General features: G+C 68.0%; 19 protein-coding genes and 3 pseudogenes. 17 read left to right on the forward strand and 5 right to left on the reverse strand.

Annotated features, from left to right (window positions below; genetic code table 11):
- From AOZ06_RS51245 to lysA, 4 genes are all read left to right on the forward strand, one after another.
- Nucleotides 1–435, forward strand: coding sequence for an SRPBCC family protein (locus AOZ06_RS51245; protein ID WP_054296011.1), 435 nt, complete (start codon nt 1–3; stop codon nt 433–435).
- 19 nt (nt 436–454) lie between these two features.
- Nucleotides 455–1063: a TetR/AcrR family transcriptional regulator gene (locus AOZ06_RS51250; protein ID WP_054296012.1), complete on the forward strand. Its 609-nt coding sequence runs from the start codon at nt 455–457 to the stop codon at nt 1061–1063.
- A 56-nt stretch (nt 1064–1119) separates the two neighbouring features.
- The gene (locus tag AOZ06_RS51255) at nt 1120–1737 is read left to right on the forward strand and encodes an FMN-dependent NADH-azoreductase (protein ID WP_054296013.1); all 618 of its coding nucleotides are present in this window, start codon (nt 1120–1122) and stop codon (nt 1735–1737) included.
- A 108-nt stretch (nt 1738–1845) separates the two neighbouring features.
- Nucleotides 1846–3162 carry a diaminopimelate decarboxylase gene (gene lysA / locus AOZ06_RS51260; protein WP_054296014.1) on the forward strand — a complete coding sequence of 439 codons (1317 nt, stop codon included), beginning with the start codon at nt 1846–1848 and terminating at the stop codon, nt 3160–3162.
- Here the strand turns inward: lysA and AOZ06_RS51265 are convergent.
- On the reverse strand, nt 3159–4124 hold the full coding sequence (locus tag AOZ06_RS51265) for a helix-turn-helix transcriptional regulator (RefSeq protein WP_054296015.1): 966 nt from the start codon (nt 4122–4124) through the stop codon (nt 3159–3161). The two genes, lysA and AOZ06_RS51265, sit on opposite strands and share 4 nt — an antisense overlap.
- A gap of 30 nt (nt 4125–4154) precedes the next feature.
- Between AOZ06_RS51265 and ligD the strand changes: the two genes are divergently transcribed.
- The gene (ligD, locus tag AOZ06_RS51270; protein ID WP_054296016.1) at nt 4155–5141 is read left to right on the forward strand and encodes a non-homologous end-joining DNA ligase; all 987 of its coding nucleotides are present in this window, start codon (nt 4155–4157) and stop codon (nt 5139–5141) included.
- Here ligD and AOZ06_RS51275 read toward each other — a convergent pair.
- Entirely contained in the window at nt 5138–5446 is a 309-nt protein-coding gene (locus tag AOZ06_RS51275; RefSeq protein WP_054296017.1) for a hypothetical protein, read from the reverse strand. The genes ligD and AOZ06_RS51275 overlap by 4 nt on opposite strands.
- Before the next feature lie 55 nt (nt 5447–5501).
- Here AOZ06_RS51275 and AOZ06_RS58670 point away from each other — a divergent pair, with 55 nt between their 5' ends.
- Nucleotides 5502–6236, forward strand: a complete 735-nt coding sequence (locus AOZ06_RS58670) for a macro domain-containing protein (RefSeq protein ID WP_063810266.1) — start codon at nt 5502–5504, stop codon at nt 6234–6236.
- A 6-nt stretch (nt 6237–6242) separates the two neighbouring features.
- Here the strand turns inward: AOZ06_RS58670 and AOZ06_RS51285 are convergent, their stop codons facing one another.
- Nucleotides 6243–6671 carry a TIGR03618 family F420-dependent PPOX class oxidoreductase gene (locus AOZ06_RS51285; protein ID WP_054296018.1) on the reverse strand — a complete coding sequence of 143 codons (429 nt, stop codon included), beginning with the start codon at nt 6669–6671 and terminating at the stop codon, nt 6243–6245.
- A 50-nt stretch (nt 6672–6721) separates the two neighbouring features.
- On the opposite strand from AOZ06_RS51285, the gene AOZ06_RS51290 reads away from it, so the two are divergent.
- A complete protein-coding gene (locus AOZ06_RS51290) occupies nt 6722–7087 on the forward strand; it encodes a winged helix-turn-helix transcriptional regulator (protein ID WP_054296019.1) in 366 nt (121 codons plus the stop codon).
- Nucleotides 7088–7981: 894 nt separating this feature from the next.
- On the opposite strand, the gene AOZ06_RS51300 is transcribed toward AOZ06_RS51290, so the two are convergent.
- On the reverse strand, nt 7982–8374 hold the full coding sequence (locus tag AOZ06_RS51300) for a hypothetical protein (RefSeq protein ID WP_218921913.1): 393 nt from the start codon (nt 8372–8374) through the stop codon (nt 7982–7984).
- Nucleotides 8371–8691, reverse strand: coding sequence for a hypothetical protein (locus AOZ06_RS51305; RefSeq protein WP_054296021.1), 321 nt, complete (start codon nt 8689–8691; stop codon nt 8371–8373). Before AOZ06_RS51305 ends, AOZ06_RS51300 begins: the two co-directional genes overlap by 4 nt.
- Nucleotides 8692–8757: 66 nt before the next feature.
- Here AOZ06_RS51305 and AOZ06_RS51310 point away from each other — a divergent pair.
- The 10 genes and pseudogenes from AOZ06_RS51310 to AOZ06_RS51355 form a co-directional block, all read left to right on the forward strand.
- A pseudogene (locus AOZ06_RS51310) lies at nt 8758–9090 on the forward strand (tRNA-dihydrouridine synthase); the annotation flags it as partial.
- Nucleotides 9091–9187: 97 nt separating this feature from the next.
- A complete protein-coding gene (locus AOZ06_RS51315) occupies nt 9188–9403 on the forward strand; it encodes a hypothetical protein (protein WP_054296023.1) in 216 nt (71 codons plus the stop codon).
- Nucleotides 9391–9777 carry a hypothetical protein gene (locus AOZ06_RS51320; RefSeq protein WP_157233703.1) on the forward strand — a complete coding sequence of 129 codons (387 nt, stop codon included), beginning with the start codon at nt 9391–9393 and terminating at the stop codon, nt 9775–9777. Before AOZ06_RS51315 ends, AOZ06_RS51320 begins: the two co-directional genes overlap by 13 nt.
- 16 nt (nt 9778–9793) lie before the next feature.
- A pseudogene (locus tag AOZ06_RS51325) lies at nt 9794–10146 on the forward strand (tRNA-dihydrouridine synthase); the annotation flags it as partial.
- 60 nt (nt 10147–10206) lie between these two features.
- A pseudogene (locus tag AOZ06_RS51330) lies at nt 10207–10578 on the forward strand (SCO4402 family protein); the annotation flags it as partial.
- A gap of 9 nt (nt 10579–10587) precedes the next feature.
- Nucleotides 10588–11721, forward strand: coding sequence for a tRNA dihydrouridine synthase DusB (dusB, locus tag AOZ06_RS51335; RefSeq protein ID WP_054296027.1), 1134 nt, complete (start codon nt 10588–10590; stop codon nt 11719–11721).
- Nucleotides 11722–11770: 49 nt separating this feature from the next.
- Nucleotides 11771–12490: an alpha/beta fold hydrolase gene (locus AOZ06_RS51340; protein ID WP_083472486.1), complete on the forward strand. Its 720-nt coding sequence runs from the start codon at nt 11771–11773 to the stop codon at nt 12488–12490.
- Between the two features lie 2 nt (nt 12491–12492).
- Complete coding sequence (locus AOZ06_RS51345) at nt 12493–12930, forward strand: hypothetical protein (protein ID WP_054296029.1); 438 nt, start codon at nt 12493–12495, stop codon at nt 12928–12930.
- 147 nt (nt 12931–13077) lie between these two features.
- Complete coding sequence (locus AOZ06_RS51350) at nt 13078–13944, forward strand: GGDEF domain-containing protein (RefSeq protein ID WP_054297532.1); 867 nt, start codon at nt 13078–13080, stop codon at nt 13942–13944.
- Nucleotides 13945–14745: 801 nt separating this feature from the next.
- Entirely contained in the window at nt 14746–17040 is a 2295-nt protein-coding gene (locus tag AOZ06_RS51355) for an LCP family protein (RefSeq protein WP_054296030.1), read from the forward strand.
- Nucleotides 17041–17085: the final 45 nt, after the last annotated feature.

A 17085-nucleotide genomic window follows, 5' to 3' on the forward strand; every position in this document is an offset into this window, starting at 1 on the left:
ATGGCGAAGCAGGAATTCGAGGTCACCGTCCACTCGGCCGCCCCGCCCGGCGCGGTCTACCAGCTCCTGCGGGACGGCTCGACGTGGCCGGTCTGGTCCCCGCTGGAGAGGTTCGAGCTGGAGAAACCCGGTTCACCGGAACCGGAGAGCGTCGGCGCCATCCGCAACTTCCACACGGGCCGGTACAAGGTTCGTGAACAGGTCGCGGAACTGGTGCCCGACAGGCGGTTCAGCTACACGCTGCTGTCCGGGCTCGCGTTGAAGGACTACCGCGCGGACGTCGACCTGACGCCGTCCGGCGAGGGCACGGACATCCGCTGGCACACGTCGTTCCGGCCGAAGGTGCCCGGCATGGGCTGGATCTACCGGCGCGCCCTGCACAAGCTCACCACCGACGTCGCCACCGGGCTCGCATCGTACGCCGCCGGGAAGTGATTCGGACTACAGTCCTTTTGTGCCTGACGACGAGCTGTTGAAAATCGGCGCATCGCCGCCGAAGGAACGCGCGGACGCCGCCCGCAACCGCGGCAAGATCCTGGACGCCGCGGCGAAGTTGTTCGACCGGCACGGCGTCGCCGGCGTCTCGATGGACCAGATCGCGGCCGAGGCCAAGGTGGGCAAGGGGACGCTGTTCCGGCGGTTCGGCGACAAGTCCGGCCTGGCCGCGGCCCTGCTGGACGGGCGCGAGCGCGAGTTGCAGCAAGCGATCCTGTCCGGCGAGCCGCCGCTGGGCCCGGACGCGCCCGCCGACGTGCGGCTGACCGCGTTCATCGAGGCCTACGCGGCTTTCCTGGACGCGAACACCGACCTGATCCACCTGTCGGAGACGGCGTCGCCGGGCGCGCGGTACCGGATCGGCTCATACCAGCTGTGGCACCGGCACGTGACGATCCTGCTCGCCAAGGCCCGGCCGGACCTGGACACCGACTACCTCGCGCACGCCATCCTCGCCCCACTGTCCGCTGACCTGCGCAAAGCTCTGGACTACCCGTCCGAGCGGGCCGCGGCGGGCGCCGTGGCACTGGCCCGGCTGGTGCTCACCGGAGTGACAAGCGGACCGTAGTCCGCTAATCTCGAGTCAAGCGGACTGGAGTCCGGTTGATTTCGGGAGAAGGATCCATGAGCACGGTGTTGCACATCTCCGCGTCACCGCGGGGCGAGGCGTCCGAGTCGCTGGCGATCGCGCGCACTTTCCTTGACACGTACCGGGAAACGCACCCGGAGGACGAGGTCGTCACGTTCGACCTGTGGGACGGCACGCTGCCGGAGTTCGGCCCGGCCGCCGCGGCGGCGAAGATGGAGCTGTTCGCGGGCAGGCAGCCGTCCAGCGACGCGTGGGACGCGGTGATCCGCACGTTCGAGCGGTTCGACGCGGCGGACAAGTACCTGTTCAGCGTTCCCATGTGGAACTCGACGGTGCCGTACATCCTCAAGCAGTTCATCGACGTCGTCAGCCAGCCGGGCATGCTGTTCTCCTTCGACCCGGCACAGGGCTACACCGGCCTGCTCAAGGGCAAGAAGGCCGCGGTCATCTACACGAGCGCGGTGTACGGCGACGGTCTGCCGCCGTCGTTCGGCGCCGACTTCCAACGGCCCTACCTGGACAACTGGCTGCGGTGGGCGGGCGTCAAGGACATCACCGACGTCCAGTTCCGGCCGGATCTGGTCACCGCGACCGGCGACGAGGACCGCGCGACCGCACATGACCAGGCACGGGACATCGCGAAGAACTTCTGAGTGGCTGGCGTCACGCGGGCGTCAACAACGCGCTAACAACTCGGGCCCAGTCGTCATGACGGCGTCGCGCCCCGGCCCGTTGCCCGGAATCGGCGCTGTTCTGGAGGCGTGACTCTCACCGATGTGTTGCCCAGCCTGGGCCGGTCGTTGCACACCAAACTGGAGCCGGACGTCTGGCCGCGCAGCACCAGCGCGCACCCGGACGGCCTGCGGATCGCGGGCATCCCGGTCGGCGAACTCGCCGCGCGGTTCGGCACCCCCGCGTACATCCTCGACGAAGACGAGGTCAGGCGCCGGTGCCGGGCGTACCGGGCCGCGCTGCCCGGCTTCGAGATCGCGTACGCGGGCAAGTCGCTGACCTGCCGCGCCGTGCTGCGGTGGATGGCCGAAGAGGGTTTCTCGCTCGACGTCTGCTCGGGCGGTGAACTCGCGGTCGCCCGTGCCGTCGGGTTCCCCGCCGAACGGATCATCCTGCACGGCAACGTCAAGACCGCCGAGGACTGGAAGGCCGCGCTCGGCTACGAGATCGGCCGCGTCGTCGTGGACTCGCTCGACGAGATCGACCAGCTCGGTTCGCTGGCGCGACATCCGCAGCGTGTGCTCGTCCGGGTCACCCCGGGCGTGGACGGGCACACGCACAAGGCGATCGCGACCGGGGTCGAGGACCAGAAGTTCGGTTTCCCGTTGCGGGACGCGATGACCGCGGTCGACGCCGTGCTGGCGCAGCCCGGTCTGCGGCTGGACGGCCTGCACTGCCACATCGGCTCGCAGGTGTCCTCTGTGGCCAGTTTTGAGCTGGCAGCGCGGCGGATGGTCGAGTTCGCCGGCGCGATCCGCGACCGGCACGGCGTCGTGGTGCGGTCGCTGGACCTCGGTGGCGGCCATGCTGTGCCGTACCTGCCCGGCCAGCAGGAGTTCGACCTGACCGGGTACGCCCAGCGGGTGCGGGTCGCGGTCAGCTACACCGCGTCGCAGCTCGGGCTTCCCGTGCCGCAGCTGACCATCGAGCCGGGCCGGGCTCTCGTGGCCAACGCGGGCGTCACGCTGTACCGCGTCGTCACGGTGAAAGGCCGCTACGTGGCCGTGGACGGCGGGATGAGCGACAACATGCGTGCGTGCCTCTACGACGCCAAGTACCTCGTCCGGCTCGCCGGCCGGTCGTCGTCCGCTCCACTTCGGACGGTATCGGTCGTCGGCAGGCACTGCGAAGCCGGCGACGTCATCGCCGCGGACATCGAGCTCCCCTCGGACGTGCACGCGGGCGACGTGCTCGCGGTGCCGGTGACCGGGGCGTACCACCACTCGCTCGCGTCGAACTACAACCAGATCTGCCGTCCGCCGATCATCGGTGTCCGCGACGGCTGGGCACGCCCGTTGGTGCGCAGGGAAACCGAGGAGGACCTGCTGGCACGGGACGTGGGCTAGGTGTACAGCCTGGCCAGGTCGGCCGCCGCCCGCACGAACATCTCCCGCAGCTCCACCGGCTCGAGGACTTCGGCGTCCGGCCCGAGCTGCAGGATGGCGTGCAGCGCGTGCAGGTTCGTCTCGATCGGCATGGTCACGGTGACCCAGCCGTCCTCGTCGGGTTCCGGCGTGTGCTCCCGCAACGCGCGGCCGACCACGGGGCCGAGCAGGAACGCCATCTTGCGGCCCTGCGGCGAGAGCCGGACCGTGGCCTGGCCCTTCCACAGCGTGCTCTGCACGCGCTCAGCCGAGAGCTCCCAGTGCTTGGCCAGGTCGAAGTCCGCCGGCCGCTCGAACTTCTGCTCGGTCGGCTCCAGCGCGAGGATCCGCGACACCCGGTAGGTCCGCGGCTGCGAGTCCGACGACGCGATGAGGTACCAGGTGGCGTTCTTCAGCACCAGCCCGAGCGGTTCGAGCAGACGGTCCACTTCGGAGTTCCCCCACCGGCGGTAGCGCACGGAGATCCGGCGCTGCTCCCACACCGCGCCGGCGACCGCGGCCAGGTGCGGCGCGGACTCGTCCTCGCGGAACCAGCCGGGCGCGTCGAGCAGGAAACGTTCCCTGATGGACTCGGCCCTGGCCCGCAGCTCCGGCGGCAACGCGGCCATCAGCTTGAGCTGCGCGGCTGCCAGCACCTCACCGAGACCAAGCTGTTTGGCCTGGTCAGGCAGGCCCGCGAGGAACAACGACTCCGCCTCGGCGGTGGTCATGCCGGTCAGCTGCGTGCGGTAACCGGCCAGCAGCTGGTAGCCGCCCGCCGGGCCGCGGTCGGCGTACACCGGCACGCCCGCGGCGCTGAGCGAATCGACGTCCCGGTAGATCGTGCGGACCGAGACCTCCAGCTCGTCGGCGAGTTCCTGCGCGGTCATCCGGCCCCTGGCCTGCAGAAGCAGGAGGACCGACAGCAACCGGCTCGCTCGCACACGTCGATTCTGCCGGGTAACGTCCGCACCATGCTCCTCGCGGGACGCGAAGTGGCCATCAGCAGCCCCGACCGGGTGTTCTTCCCGGAGCGCGGCGAGACCAAGCTCGACCTCGTCAACTACTACGTCGCGGTCGCCGAGCCGCTCATGCGCGCCATGGGCGGACGACCGGTCCTGATGCAACGGTTCCCGCGCGGCGCGGGCGGGCCGTCGTTCTTCCAGAAGCGCGTACCGGACAAGGCGCCGCCGTGGCTGACGACGACCGTCGTCCAGACTGTGAACGGCACGCCGTCCAACGCCCTCGTCATCGCCGACGTGGCGCACGTGGCGTGGGCCGTGAACATCGCCTGCCTCGGTTTCCACGTGTGGCCGTTCACCGCGTCGGACCCGGAACACGCGGACGAGTTGCGGCTCGACCTCGACCCCCAGCCGGGCACCGGCTTCGCCCAGGCCGTCGAAGCCGCGCACGAGCTGCGGGCGCTGCTGACGTCGCTGGGCCTCGAGGGCTATCCGAAGACCACAGGCCAGCGCGGCCTGCACGTGTACGTGCGGCTGGAGCCGCGGTGGGACTCGTACCAGGTCCGGTCCGCCGCGGTGGCCGTCGCCCGTGAGCTGGAACGGCGCCGGCCGGACCTGATCACGGCGGCGTGGTGGAAGGAGGAGCGCGGCGCCCGGATCTTCGTCGACTACAACCAGAACGCCCCGCACAAGACGGTCTTCGGGGCGTGGTCCGTGCGGGACCGGGTGTCCGGTCCGGTGTCGGCGCCGCTGTTCTGGTCCGAACTGGACACCGTGTCGCCTGCCGAGTTCACGCTGGCCTCGGTCCCGGCGCGGCTGGCGGAACTCGGCGACCCGTGGGAGTCGATGCGCCCGCAGTCGCTGGAGCCGCTGCTGGAGATGCACGAACGCGACATGGCCGCCGGTCTGATGGACGCGCCGTGGCCGCCGGTGTACCCCAAGCAGCCCAACGAACCCGACCGCGTCGCTCCCAGCCGCGCCCGTGACCAGGGTGACTAGAGACGTCTCGGCGGCGTCGCGGCGATGACCGCCCGGAGCGCATCGAGTGCGACGCCCGGCGGCTCCGGCATCACGTCGCTGAGGATCTCCAACGGTGAACCGTCCTCGGCGTAGATGTCCGGGTGTTTGCCCCCGGAGAAGAACGTCATGCCGTCGGGGTGATGGGTCACCTCGATCGGGAGCTTGTCGTCGAAGTGGATGACGACAGTCGTGTCCGCCGGAACGGTGTATTCGTTCGCCCACGGCTCGAAACACAGCCACAGCGGCTGCCTGTCCGCTCGTACCGTCAAAGTGGTGATGGTCATCGGCTCATCGTGCGATGTGAAGCACACTTGAAGTCAAGCTGCCATCATTTCGGGTATGGCACAGATCGAGGCAGTCCTCGGCGACATCACCGAACAGCGGGTGGACGCGATCGTCAACGCGGCGAACGAGTCGCTGACGGGAGGCGGTGGCGTCGACGGGGCCATCCACCGCGCCGCAGGTCCCCGCCTGGCCGAGGCGGGGGCGGCGCTGGCGCCGTGCCTGCCGGGGAACGCCGTCGCGACACCGGCTTTCGATCTGGCACAGGTCAAGCACGTGATCCACACGGTGGGCCCGAAGTGGCGGGGCGGCGGGCAGGACGAGGCGAAGGTGCTCGCCTCGTGCTACCGGGAGTCGTTGCTGGTCGCGGAGGGTCTCGGCGTCCGCAGCATCGCGTTCCCGGCCATCTCCACCGGCGTGTACGGCTATCCGGTCGCGGAGGCCGTTTCCGTCGCCGCGTGGGTGGTCCGGTCGATGGCCGCGGACTTCGACCTGATCCGGCTCGTCGCGTTCGACCCGGCGACGCACGCGCTGATGGCCGAGGCGATCGAAGCCCCGGTCGTCGAACGCTGCGAAACCTGTGGCGAGGTCGGCGTGCCGATCCTGTTCGGGCTGCCGACACCGATCGCGGTGGCGGCGGGCGAGGCCGGACGGCTCAAGCTGGCGGGCTGCGTCGTGCACGGTGACGGCTCCGACCCGCAGTGGGAGTGCCCCAACGGTCACCAGTGGACCAACAACGACCCCGACGACCCGCGGGTCCTCGTGGCGATCGCGGAAGCGGTCGACGCCTAGCGCGTGCTAGCCGGCCCAGGGGCCGATCCCGGTGACGCGCTCCGGCTTGATCCGGCCGATCACACCGGTCTTGGTGAACCTGTTGGGGAACGGGAAGTCCGTGCCGAGGTAGCGGTGCGACTGCTCGTCCATGAACGCCGCCCACTCGTCGACGATGTCCGGGCCGTGGAAGGTCACGGTGCCGCGGACGACGAGGTGCTGGCGCAGGCCCTCCGGGGTGTTGCGGTCGTCGTGCACGACCACGGTGATCCGCGGATCGCGCCGCAGGTTCCGGGTTTTCACGCGGAAGTCCTCCGCGCCGAAGACGAGGTCGTCACCGTCGCGGGAGATCCACATCAGCGACACCTGCGGCGTGCCGTCGGCGTTGGTCGTGATGAACGTGGCGTAGCTGTCGGTCTCGAAAAGCCGGTGCGTGCTCGGCGGGAGAGTCGTCATGGTCGTGAGCGTAGAAAAACCGGTGGGAACCTCTGGGTAGCCTGGGAACCGTGGGTGACTTCACTGGTGGGGACGTATTTCTGGCGGACTGCCCGGCTCGCCTGGCAGTCGAGATCATCACGGACAAGTGGGCCGTGGTGACGCTCTACGGGCTGTCACGCGGCCCGCGGCGGCACGGCGAACTGCTCGACCTGATCGGCGGCATCTCGAAGAAGATGCTCACCCAGACCCTCCGCCGCCTCACCGAGCACGGGCTGGCCACGCGCATGGCGTACGCGCAGGTGCCGCAGCGAGTCGAGTACGAGCTCACCGACCTGGGCAAGACGCTGATGAAACCGATCGAGATGCTCACCGAGTGGGCCGAGCTCTACGGTGCCGACGTGGTCGCGGCACAGGAAGCGTCCACAGCAGACTGAGGTTGTTCCCTTTGATGCCAACGGGCTACAGTTGCGAGGTGTTCCTCCCTACGGCAGCCGAGCGCGTCGAACTGATCGAGGTGCTCGCCCTCGCCGGCGACGGCCGTCTGACCGCGATCTGGGAAGCGGGTGAGGCACGTGACGCGCTGGCGATGGTGGCCGGTCTGCCGGGGAGGAGATCAAGCGCTGCTTCATCCCCGGCTGGCAGATCCGGGCGCACGACGACACGCGGTTCCTCTTCGAGATCTCCTTCTGCTTCCGCTGCGACGGCGCGCTGCTGAGCGGTCCGGCCGTGCCGGTCGATCAGCAGACGATCCACGGCTTCGACTCAGCAAGCACCTCCGCCCAGGAACCGCTCGCGCGGTTCCGCAACACGGACAAGCACTAGTCACGCCCGATCCTCCGGCGCCCCCTGAGCGCACGTGGTGGCGCCGATGTCCGCAGCAGCCGGAGCACCGCGAGGGCGCGGTCCCCCTGGGGCCCCGGCGCGATCACCGCCATGACCCCGGCGACCAGGAACACCAGCGCTGACGGCCCATACCGGAGCAGTAGCGCTACCGTCGCAAGAGGCAATGGCGCACTAAGAAGCACATGGACAAGCGTGGACATGGCGCGTTCTCCCTCGAAGGACGAGGAGAAGCGCCCACAGCATGCGACATGCGCCCTCCTTCGCCGTGCAGAAGAAGGAACGCCTGTACCCCCACGGCCAGCCGTCCCCCCAGGCAACGGCCACCGAGTCAGGAACAGACGATCTCGGACCATCACAGTGTGTCATCCGGGACGCGTTGCGACCAGCCCCCGACTGTGTGCATGACGGCGGGATTCGTTCACGACCCGCTCTGCCGCGAGTTCGGCAGTACCACCTCGCTGCACGTGTGCGAACAGCAACAACGGTCAGATCGTGATCAGTGGTACTCGTATGCCAGCGGCGTTCGCGAGCTTTCCAAGGTCGCCGGGATCCGAGGTGAGCACGGCACCACCGTGGCTGATCGCGGCAATGACAACAGCCGCTTCGACAACGTCCGCCGTACCAGCCAGCGCGAGCAAGCGGCCGGCCGCTTCCGCGACATCCCCCGTGAACGGGACGGACCGGCACATCCGGCGGAGCATCGAGATCGGGGCCTGCCTGGAGGTCGCCCGCCACACCTGCGCGAGTACGACTGTCGGCAGCAGCGCAGGTGTTCCCGCGTCGAGAGCATCACGGCATGCCCCATAGACGCGCCCCCTGGGATTGCCCTCCACGTGGATCAGCGCACCGGCGTCCAGGATCAGACCACGAGCACTCAACCGGCTCGCCTTTCGTTCGGCGATCCGAGAAGTCGAGCCAAAGCCGCCGCGCGTGCCGAAGCTTCCTCTTGCGACTCGGGCGAACCGACGCCCGCTTCGACAAGCTGACCACGGATCTGCGCCAGCTCGTCGGGATCCGGCTCGCCGAACCTGGCCGCGTACTCCTGCGCGGCGGCCTGAGCTTCGGCAAGATCCGCAGCGGCTTCGGCGGCCTGCGCCAACCACGCCGACAACGGCACGCCCGCCCGGTCAGCCGCTCGCCGCGCTCGCGCCGCGACGATGTCCGGAAGGGACACGCTCAATTTCTCCACCGCCATGCCTCGATGGTAGGCCGCTGGGTAGCACCACGGTAGCACCGGGACCAACCCGTTAGCCTTGAGGGCGTGACCGCTGGAACCCCTTCGTTGAAAATCGGCCCCTACCAGGTCGAACCCGCCGTCGCGCTCGCACCGATGGCGGGCATCACCAACGTGGCGTTCCGGCAGCTCTGCCGCGAGTTCGGCAGCCCCACCTCGCTGTACGTGTGCGAAATGATCACCGCACGGGCCATCGTCGAACGCGACGAGAAAACCATGCACATGATCACCTTCGGCGACGGCGAATGCCCGAGGTCGCTACAGCTCTACGGCGTCGACCCGGCCACCATCGCCGAGGCCACCAAGATCATCGTCGGCGAGGACCGCGCCGACCACATCGACATGAACTTCGGCTGCCCGAAGTCAACACACTGACAATCCCATCTGCCGACCTCGATCGAGTGGATCGTCTACCTCAGGCTTGACGGTTGCGTCTAGCCCGCAATAGACATACCATGTGAAGCGTCGGGACCTCGTCAGGAAGATCGCCGCGGCCGCCAAACGCCAGGAGGTCGATTGGCAGCTGTCACGAGAAGGGGCGAATCACTCCGTCTACATCCTCGACACGGTGATCATTCCCGTTCCGCGCCACAGGGAAATCGGTGAGAATCTCGCGGTGGAGATTTTCAAGGAGTGCGAGACCGTACTCGGGAAAGGGTGGTGGCGGAGTTGAAGACCTTCCACGCCGAGGTGACTCGGGACGGCAAGTTCTGGCTCATCCGAATCCCGGAGCTCGACCGCGCTACGCAAGCATTGCGGTACAAGGATGTCCCGGCCATGGCCAACGACCTGGTCGAGATCATGACGGGGCTGACCGTCGACGACTACGACCTCCGCGTCAAGGTTCATCTGCCGACCGAGGTGCAAGATCACTTGGCCCGCGCCGAAGTACTGCGCGATGAGGCCAGGCTCAAGACCTCCGAAGCGGCGCGGGAGTCCCGGGCGGCCGTTCGGGAACTGCTCGCCAAAGGACTGTCGCAACGCGAAGCCAGCGAACTGCTCGGGATGTCCTTCCAGCGTGTCAATCAGCTCGCGAACTCATCGTGACGACGAGTTCGCGGGCATCCCAGTCAGCCTTGAGGGCGTGAACGCTGGAACCCCTTCGTTGAAAATCGGCCCCTACCAGGTCGACCCCCCGTCGCGCTCGCACCGATGACGGGCATCACCAATGTGGCGTTCCGGCAGCTGTGCCGCGAGTTCGGCAGCCCCACCTCTCTTTACGTGTGCGAGATGACCACCGCGCGGGCCATCGTCGAACGCGACGAGAAGACCATGCACATGATCACCTTCGGCGAGGCAGAGAACCCCCGATCGCTGCAGCTCTACGGCGTCGACCCGGCCACCATCGCCGAGGCCACCAAGATCATCATCGGCGAGGACCGCGCCGACCACATCGACGTGAGCTTCGGCTGCCCGAAGTCCACACATTGACAACAATCACTCCGGGGGAGCACGTGGAAGAAAGTCGAGTGGCCAGGGCGACGTGCCGAGATCATCGACGCCCTTGAGTACTTCGCGACGATCACGCCACCCAACCTCCAGCCGCAGGACCCCGATTTCACCAACGCGGTTCACGTGCTGGTCGACGACACCTTCTGGGATCTCTACTACGAAGAGGGGAACGAACAGTTCAACCCCGCCAACTCCATTGGCAGGATCCTGCGCGACCACCACGAGGTGGATGTGATCGCCGCAGCGCTCGACCCGCTGCTCGCCGTCCTCGGTGACCTCGGACCGGTCCGGCCCGACCCCGAGTACCTCGCGCATCCGCGTTGGCCGGACGTCGCGGTGACGGCAGCAGCCGCCCATCTGGTCCTGCGTGGCGGCGATGGCAGCTCAGCCGTTTAACCTTGGACTGTGGTTTCCGGGACTCCAACTCTGAACATCGGCCCCTACCAGGTCGATCCCGCCGTCGTGCTCGCGCCGATGGCGGGCATCACCAACGTGGCGTTCCGGCAGCTCTGCCGCGAGTTCGGCAGCCCCACCTCGCTCTACGTCTGCGAGATGATCACCGCACGGGCCATCGTCGAACGCGACTCCAAAACAATGGAGATGATCGCGTTCGGCCCGGACGAGCATCCACGGTCAATGCAACTGTATGGGGTAGATCCGAAGACCATGGCTGAAGCTACTCGCATCATTGTTGGCGAGGGCCTGGCGGATCACCTAGATACCAACTGGGGTTGCCCCGTTCCGAAAGTTACACGCAAGGGTGGTGGGGCTGCGCTTCCCTATAAGCGAGGCTTGTTCAGGGACATCGTCGCGGCGACCGTGAATGCCGCAGGCTCGACGCCTGTCACAGCAAAGTTCCGGGTCGGCATCGACGACGAGCACCTCACTTATCTCGATGCCGGGCGAATCGCAGAAGCTGAAGGTGCTAAGGCAGTCGCGCTGCACGCCAGAACCGCCGCACAGCGCTACTCCGGTACTGCTGACTGGTCGAAGATTGCGCGGCTGAAGGAAGCCGTAACGAGCATCCCAGTCCTGGGCAACGGAGACATCTTCTCCGCCGACGACGCCACCCGGATGATGGCCGAGACCGGCTGCGACGGTGTCGTCGTCGGGCGTGGATGTCTTGGCAGGCCTTGGCTTTTCGCCGAACTCCAGGCCGCGTTCCGCGGCGAGCCGATTCCGGACGGCCCGAATCTCGGGGCTGTTGCCCAGATCCTGCACCGGCACGCTCTACTCCTCGTCGACCATCTCGGGCCGGACAAGGGAATCCGGGATCTGCGCAAGCACATGGCCTGGTATCTCAAGGGTTTCCCGATCGGCTCGGAGCTGCGCCAGAAGTTCGCGCTCGTCGACACGGTCGCCCAGATCGAGGACCTGATCGCACAGCTCGACCACGACGCGCCGTTCCCGTCCGACGCCGAAGGCCCCCGGGGGCGCCAGGGGTCGCCGGGCAAGGTCACGCTTCCCGAGGGCTGGCTCGACGACCCGGACGACCGTTCGGTCCCGGTCGGCGCGGACGTCATGCACTCCGGCGGCTAGGTGACACACGTCACGGCATGACATCGGGACCCGTTGGGTTCCTTCGTACATGGCCATGGTTGTGGTGCACGGGGCGCTTGCTGATGCCGCGCAGTGGAATGAGGTGCGTTCCGAGCTGGTGACCAAGGGTCATGAGGTGGTCGCCAGGGATCGCCGGGGGCGCAACGGCATCGCGCTGTCGGCGGACTACAGCCTGAAGACCGAGATCGAGGACCTGCACCGCGTTCTCGACGAGGTCGGCCCGGATCCCGTTCTCGTCGGCCACAGCTACGGCGCCGTGATCGCGTTGCTCACCGCGCAACAGCGGACCGATCTACGCGGCGTCATCCTTTACGAACCCATCGCGACCGGGCACCAGTTGCGGTCCTTCGTCGGTGACGCGCCGGAACGCGCGCAGCGGGCGGTCGACGCCGGTGATCTCGACACCGCCATGGAGATCTTGGTCACGGACGTCTCGCCGACTCCGCCGGAGATCCTGCCGCAGTACCGCCGCAGCCGGATGTGGCGGTCGCAGTTGCCGTTCGTGGCTTCCGGCGTCGCGGAGATCCAGGCCGCCGTCGCGCACGAACTGGATTACGACCTGGTGGCGCCGCTCACCGTGCCGACCAAGGTCATCCTCGGGGCCAGGACCATCGGCACGATGCCGTTCGGCAGGCCGACCGAGACACTCGCCTACGCCGTCGGCGCCGAGCTCGTGCTGCTGGAGAACCTCGGGCACGTCGCCCACACGGATGCGCCCGCGCGACTGGCCGAGGCGATAGCGTCCTAGCCATGCGTGTGGCGTCAGCGGCGGTGTTGCTGCTGCTGACGGGCTGCTCGACCGCTGTGGTGGGCAGTCCGGTCGCGGGCGAGCTGGGCGATCGGGACCTGATCGCCGGGTACTTCGCCGAGTTCGACGCCTCCGCGCGGCGGGGATCCGCCGCACAGCAGGACTTCCTGCGCCGCACCCAGCACCCGGACTTCACCGACCGGAGTTGCGAGCTGCCCGGCGTGACGATCACGGTCGACCCGGCCATGTCCACGCTGCGGCCCGACGCCAAGTGGGCGCCGGAGGGGGCGAAACGCCCGCGTGGCGCGGTGTATGTGGTGGCCGTCTCATTGACAGTCACCAAGGACGGTCAGATTGTCGGCGACCAGATCGGGTCCGAGCGGATTGTGGTGCTCGACGGTGCCGTTTACGGCTTCATGCCTTGCCTTCGGCGCAGCTGAAGGTGACTGCGAGGCGTGTCACACCACTTCACTGGGTTGGAGCAGCCGTTCATCCACCAGATGAGGGATTTCTGCCTACACCTGCCCTCAGTGTCTTAAGCCGAGCCCCCAACCGGTCGACAGAGGTACGTGAGGGAGGTGAAGGCGGTGACCGGACTCGGACACGGTATCGCCGAGCCTGAGCCCGTGTCAGACCCGTCGGAGTGGGCCGTGCACGAGGACGCAGGCGGTGCGAACACGCCCGACGGGACTTCTCTTGTGCAGCTGCACGAGTCGATCGCCACCCTGCTGGCGTCCCGCGGCCAATGGCGCCAGGCCTATCAGCACCTTCGCTCCGCCCTCGAACTCATCCACGCCGACAAGACCGAGGCGCCGCGCATCCCCGAACAGCTGCGCCGGGAAGTCGACCGGTTGCGCCGGGAGCACGCCGAGGCCCGCGAGCAGAGCATCCGCGACAGCCTCACAGCCGGTTACAACCGCCGTTACCTCGATCAACGGCTGGTCACGCTGCTCGCCGACAGGCACAGCATGACCGGCGGCCTCGCCGTCGCGCTGGTGGACCTCGACTGGTTCAAACAGGTGAATGACACTTTCGGCCACCTGATCGGCGACCGGGTCCTGCAACGGGTGGTCGACCTGCTGCAGGACGGCCTGCCCGACGAGGCGTTCTGCGCGCGGTACGGCGGCGAGGAGTTCGCGCTCGTGCTGCCCGGTGTTGACGGTCCCACCGCGGTCGCGATGGCCGAGGCCGCGCGGATCAAGATCGAGAGTTATCCCTGGTCGAAGATCGTGCTCGGGCTGCGGGTCACGGTCAGCGTCGGGATCGCGCACGAACCGCCGCTCAGCCTCGGCTCCACGCCGGAGCGCCAGCTGCGGCACGCCGACGGGCTGCTCTACACGGCGAAGCAGTCCGGGCGAAACGCCGTCGCGTACCACGTCGGAGGGCGGACTTTCCTGGCAGGACCGGCCGCGGGGCGCAGGGCGGTGACGGAGTCAAGGGCCTTGGCGTACTAGGTCGGAGCATCCCCCGTTCGGCGTAGCCGCCTGAGCGATTCCGCGTACTGAACGTAAACAAAGTTCGTCGGCCGGTCGTCAACGGTGGACACCGCCCGTACTATCGCTGGGCAACGTTCACTGTCGGTCTGCAACACTTGAAGCTCCCCGGCGCTTCTGGACAAGCGGAGCCGTGTTGATATCGTGATGTGACTGAGATTGGAGGGAGACCTGGTGCCCGACGAAGATCGCCCGTACGGCACCGGTGCTCGCCGCAGTCGTCACTCGACCGAGGAAGCGTCACCCGATCAGCAGCCGCGCCGTCGCAGACGGTCAATGGAGGATTCGGGGGGCGTCAGCGTCTCGGATCTGGTCAAACGCCACTCGCGCACAGACCTGCCGATTCCGCAGGTCAATGGCACAGCGGCGAATCCGGTAGCGGCGCAGACGCAGACGAGGGCCCCCCAGCGGGCCGCACGCGAGGCCGCGCCAGTACAGCCACCACAGCCGTCCGCCAAACGACCGCAGGCACAGTCCCGCGCCGCGGCGGCACCACGCAGGCAGGCACAGGCGCCTCGCCCCGAGCAGATGTCCCAGCAGCTGCCGCGACCCGAACTGCGCCCGGAGCCACGCCGCCGGGCCGCTCCGGCGAACACGCAGCAGACGGGTCAGCGCCCCGCCCCGAGGGACGCGACCGGACAGCGTCAACTGCCGCCGAACGGACAAAAGCAGCCAAAGCCGACGCCACGCCCGACGGCGCAAGCGTCCGGTACATATCAGGTGCCACCGGCACCGCGTGGTCACTCTTCGGGACCGCGCCCGATGCCCCAGAACGCCGGGCAGAACTCTGCCGTGCTGCCCGCACCGGGTGCCAACGGGCACACCGGCCAGCAGCAGCGGCCACCGCGCCCACAGCAACCCTCGCAGCAGCTCCCGTCGCCGCAGCAGGTGCAGCAGGTGCAACAGCAGTTGTCGCAGCAGCTGCCGATCCCGAACGGGAGCCAGAACGGGCGCCCGCCGCTCCCACCGGCAGCGCCGCTGTCGGCCCAACCCGGGCAGATGTCGGCTCAGCTGCCGATCCCGCCTGTTGCCGAGCGCAACGGCATGGAGCCCAGCGGCCCGGTCGACCACGACCCGAACATCCCGCCCGCGCTCAAGCGCCCGGCGCCGCCGAGCGAGCGCAAGCCGCTGCCGCCGCGGCGTGACCTCGACCCCGTCAGCATGACCACCGAGATGGAAGCCATCTCCGAGGAGGTCAAGGAAATCCGCAGGGTGGACGCCACCCTCGCGCGCTTCTCCGCCGTTCACGACGAGCTCGCCGAAGAGGAACGACAAAAGAAGGAAAAGCGCGAGCGCATGATGCCGTGGCTAAAAGGGGAAAGCGAGGGCGGCGCAGAGCCTGACGCCCTCGCGGAACACCCGGCCACAGGCACCATCGACCCGGCGATCGACCCCGAGCTGGCCGACGCCCCCACTGTCGATCAACACGAGCCAGTCGAGCCGACGGTTCACATCGAACCCGCGCGTTCCGCTGAGCCGTCCGTTCCACCGGAGCCCCCCGAGCCGGTCCGGCAGACCGCCGGCGGCGGGGGTACCCGCAAGCCACCGCCGCACAAGTTCCTCAAGACCGGCCGGATCCTCGCCGCGTCCGTCGCGGCGGTCCTGCTCCTGGCCACCGGCGTGGTGTGGGGCGGCAAGGAGTGGATCGACGGCCAGTTCAACGAAGTCGCGGCGCTGGACGAGAACTCGTCCGACATCCAGCAGGGCGAAGCGCAGCGCGGTGACGAGAACTTCCTGATGGTCGGCTCGGACACCCGGGCGGGAGCGGAGGCCGAGGACGGTGTCGGCAGCGCCGACAACATCAAGGGCGCTCGATCCGACACGATCATGATCGCGCACGTGCCGAAGGACAGGAAGCGCGTCGTGATGGTGTCGTTCCCGCGTGACCTGGAGGTCGCGATCCCGGAGTGCGAGAAGTACGACTCCGAGGCGGCGAAGTACACCGACCAGAAGAGCAAGCCGCAGAAGAACCAGAAGATCAACGTGGCGTACTTCCTCGGCGGCCCCAAGTGCGTCACCAAGGTGGTCCAGAACCTGACCGGCCTGAAGATCAACCACTTCGTCGGCATCAACTTCCACGGTTTCAAGGGCATGGTCGACGCCGTGCAGGGCGTCGAGATGTGCGTCGAGAAACCGATGTGGGACAACAAGTTGAACACCTGGATCGTCGAGAAGCCCGGCGAGAAGGTGATGTTGCAGGGCGACGCGGCGCTGAACTTCGTGCGCGCGCGGCACGTCAGCACCACGAAGGGCGGCAAGGAGGACCCGACCTCCGACTACGGCCGGATCAAGCGCCAGCAGCGGTTCCTGTCTTCCTTGCTGCGCAAGTCGATGTCCAGCCAGGTGTTGCTCGATCCCGGCAAGCTCAAGAACTTCGTGAGCGCGTTCACCAAGGCCACGTTCGGCGAGGGCGTCGACACCGATCAGCTGATCACGCTCGGCCGGTCGCTGCAGAGCGTCCAGGCGGGCAAGGTCACGTTCATCACCGTCCCGACAGTCGGCCTGCCCAACGACCGCGGCAACGAAGTGTTGCGGGACAAGGACAACAAGGCCCTGTTCAACGCGATCATCAACAAGGCACCGCTGCCGGGCGAGCAGGGTGACGGCGCACCGCAGGCACAGGCGGGCACGACCCCGCAGGCGGTGCAGGCCCAGCAACCCGGCCAGCTCGTCGACCCGAAGTCGGTCAAGGTCCAGGTCCTCAACGCCACCGGCAAGGACGGCGAGGGCCGCGCTGTCCAGACCAAGCTGCGCGGCCAGGGCTTCGACGTGGTGCAGGCGACCGGTGGGACCACCCGCCCGGACACCGTGGTCAAGTTCGGCACGGACCTCAACGCCGCGACCACCGTGGCCGCCGCCGTCCCCGGTGCGAAGCTGGAGAAGGACGACTCGGTCGGCGGAGCGGTGATGCTGGTGCTCGGCCAGGACTTCGGCGGCAAGATCCAGGCGCCCTCGCAGGGCAACGTCAGCGCACCGGGCACCACGACGCCGCCACCAGCGGCGGAGGCGCCCAAGGGCCTGTCGACGGTCAACGCGGGCGACATCCGGTGCGCCTAGATGTAGGGGTCGGTTCACCTACGGTTCATTTGGGGATTCGGTAAG

Source organism: Kibdelosporangium phytohabitans (assembly GCF_001302585.1).
Classification (GTDB): domain Bacteria; phylum Actinomycetota; class Actinomycetes; order Mycobacteriales; family Pseudonocardiaceae; genus Kibdelosporangium; species Kibdelosporangium phytohabitans.

What these genes read in the sequence shown, in the direction of transcription:
- AOZ06_RS51255 (WP_054296013.1), top strand. Translation starts at nt 1,120, where the DNA reads ATGAGCACGGTGTTGCACATCTCCGCGTCACCGCGGGGCGAGGCGTCC.
- ligD (WP_054296016.1), top strand. Translation starts at nt 4,155, where the DNA reads ATGCTCCTCGCGGGACGCGAAGTGGCCATCAGCAGCCCCGACCGGGTG.
- AOZ06_RS51245 (WP_054296011.1), top strand. Translation starts at nt 1, where the DNA reads ATGGCGAAGCAGGAATTCGAGGTCACCGTCCACTCGGCCGCCCCGCCC.
- AOZ06_RS58670 (WP_063810266.1), top strand. Translation starts at nt 5,502, where the DNA reads ATGGCACAGATCGAGGCAGTCCTCGGCGACATCACCGAACAGCGGGTG.
- AOZ06_RS51340 (WP_083472486.1), top strand. Translation starts at nt 11,771, where the DNA reads ATGGCCATGGTTGTGGTGCACGGGGCGCTTGCTGATGCCGCGCAGTGG.
- AOZ06_RS51285 (WP_054296018.1), bottom strand. Translation starts at nt 6,671, where the DNA reads ATGACGACTCTCCCGCCGAGCACGCACCGGCTTTTCGAGACCGACAGC.
- AOZ06_RS51275 (WP_054296017.1), bottom strand. Translation starts at nt 5,446, where the DNA reads ATGACCATCACCACTTTGACGGTACGAGCGGACAGGCAGCCGCTGTGG.
- AOZ06_RS51305 (WP_054296021.1), bottom strand. Translation starts at nt 8,691, where the DNA reads ATGGCGGTGGAGAAATTGAGCGTGTCCCTTCCGGACATCGTCGCGGCG.
- AOZ06_RS51345 (WP_054296029.1), top strand. Translation starts at nt 12,493, where the DNA reads ATGCGTGTGGCGTCAGCGGCGGTGTTGCTGCTGCTGACGGGCTGCTCG.
- AOZ06_RS51355 (WP_054296030.1), top strand. Translation starts at nt 14,746, where the DNA reads ATGCCCCAGAACGCCGGGCAGAACTCTGCCGTGCTGCCCGCACCGGGT.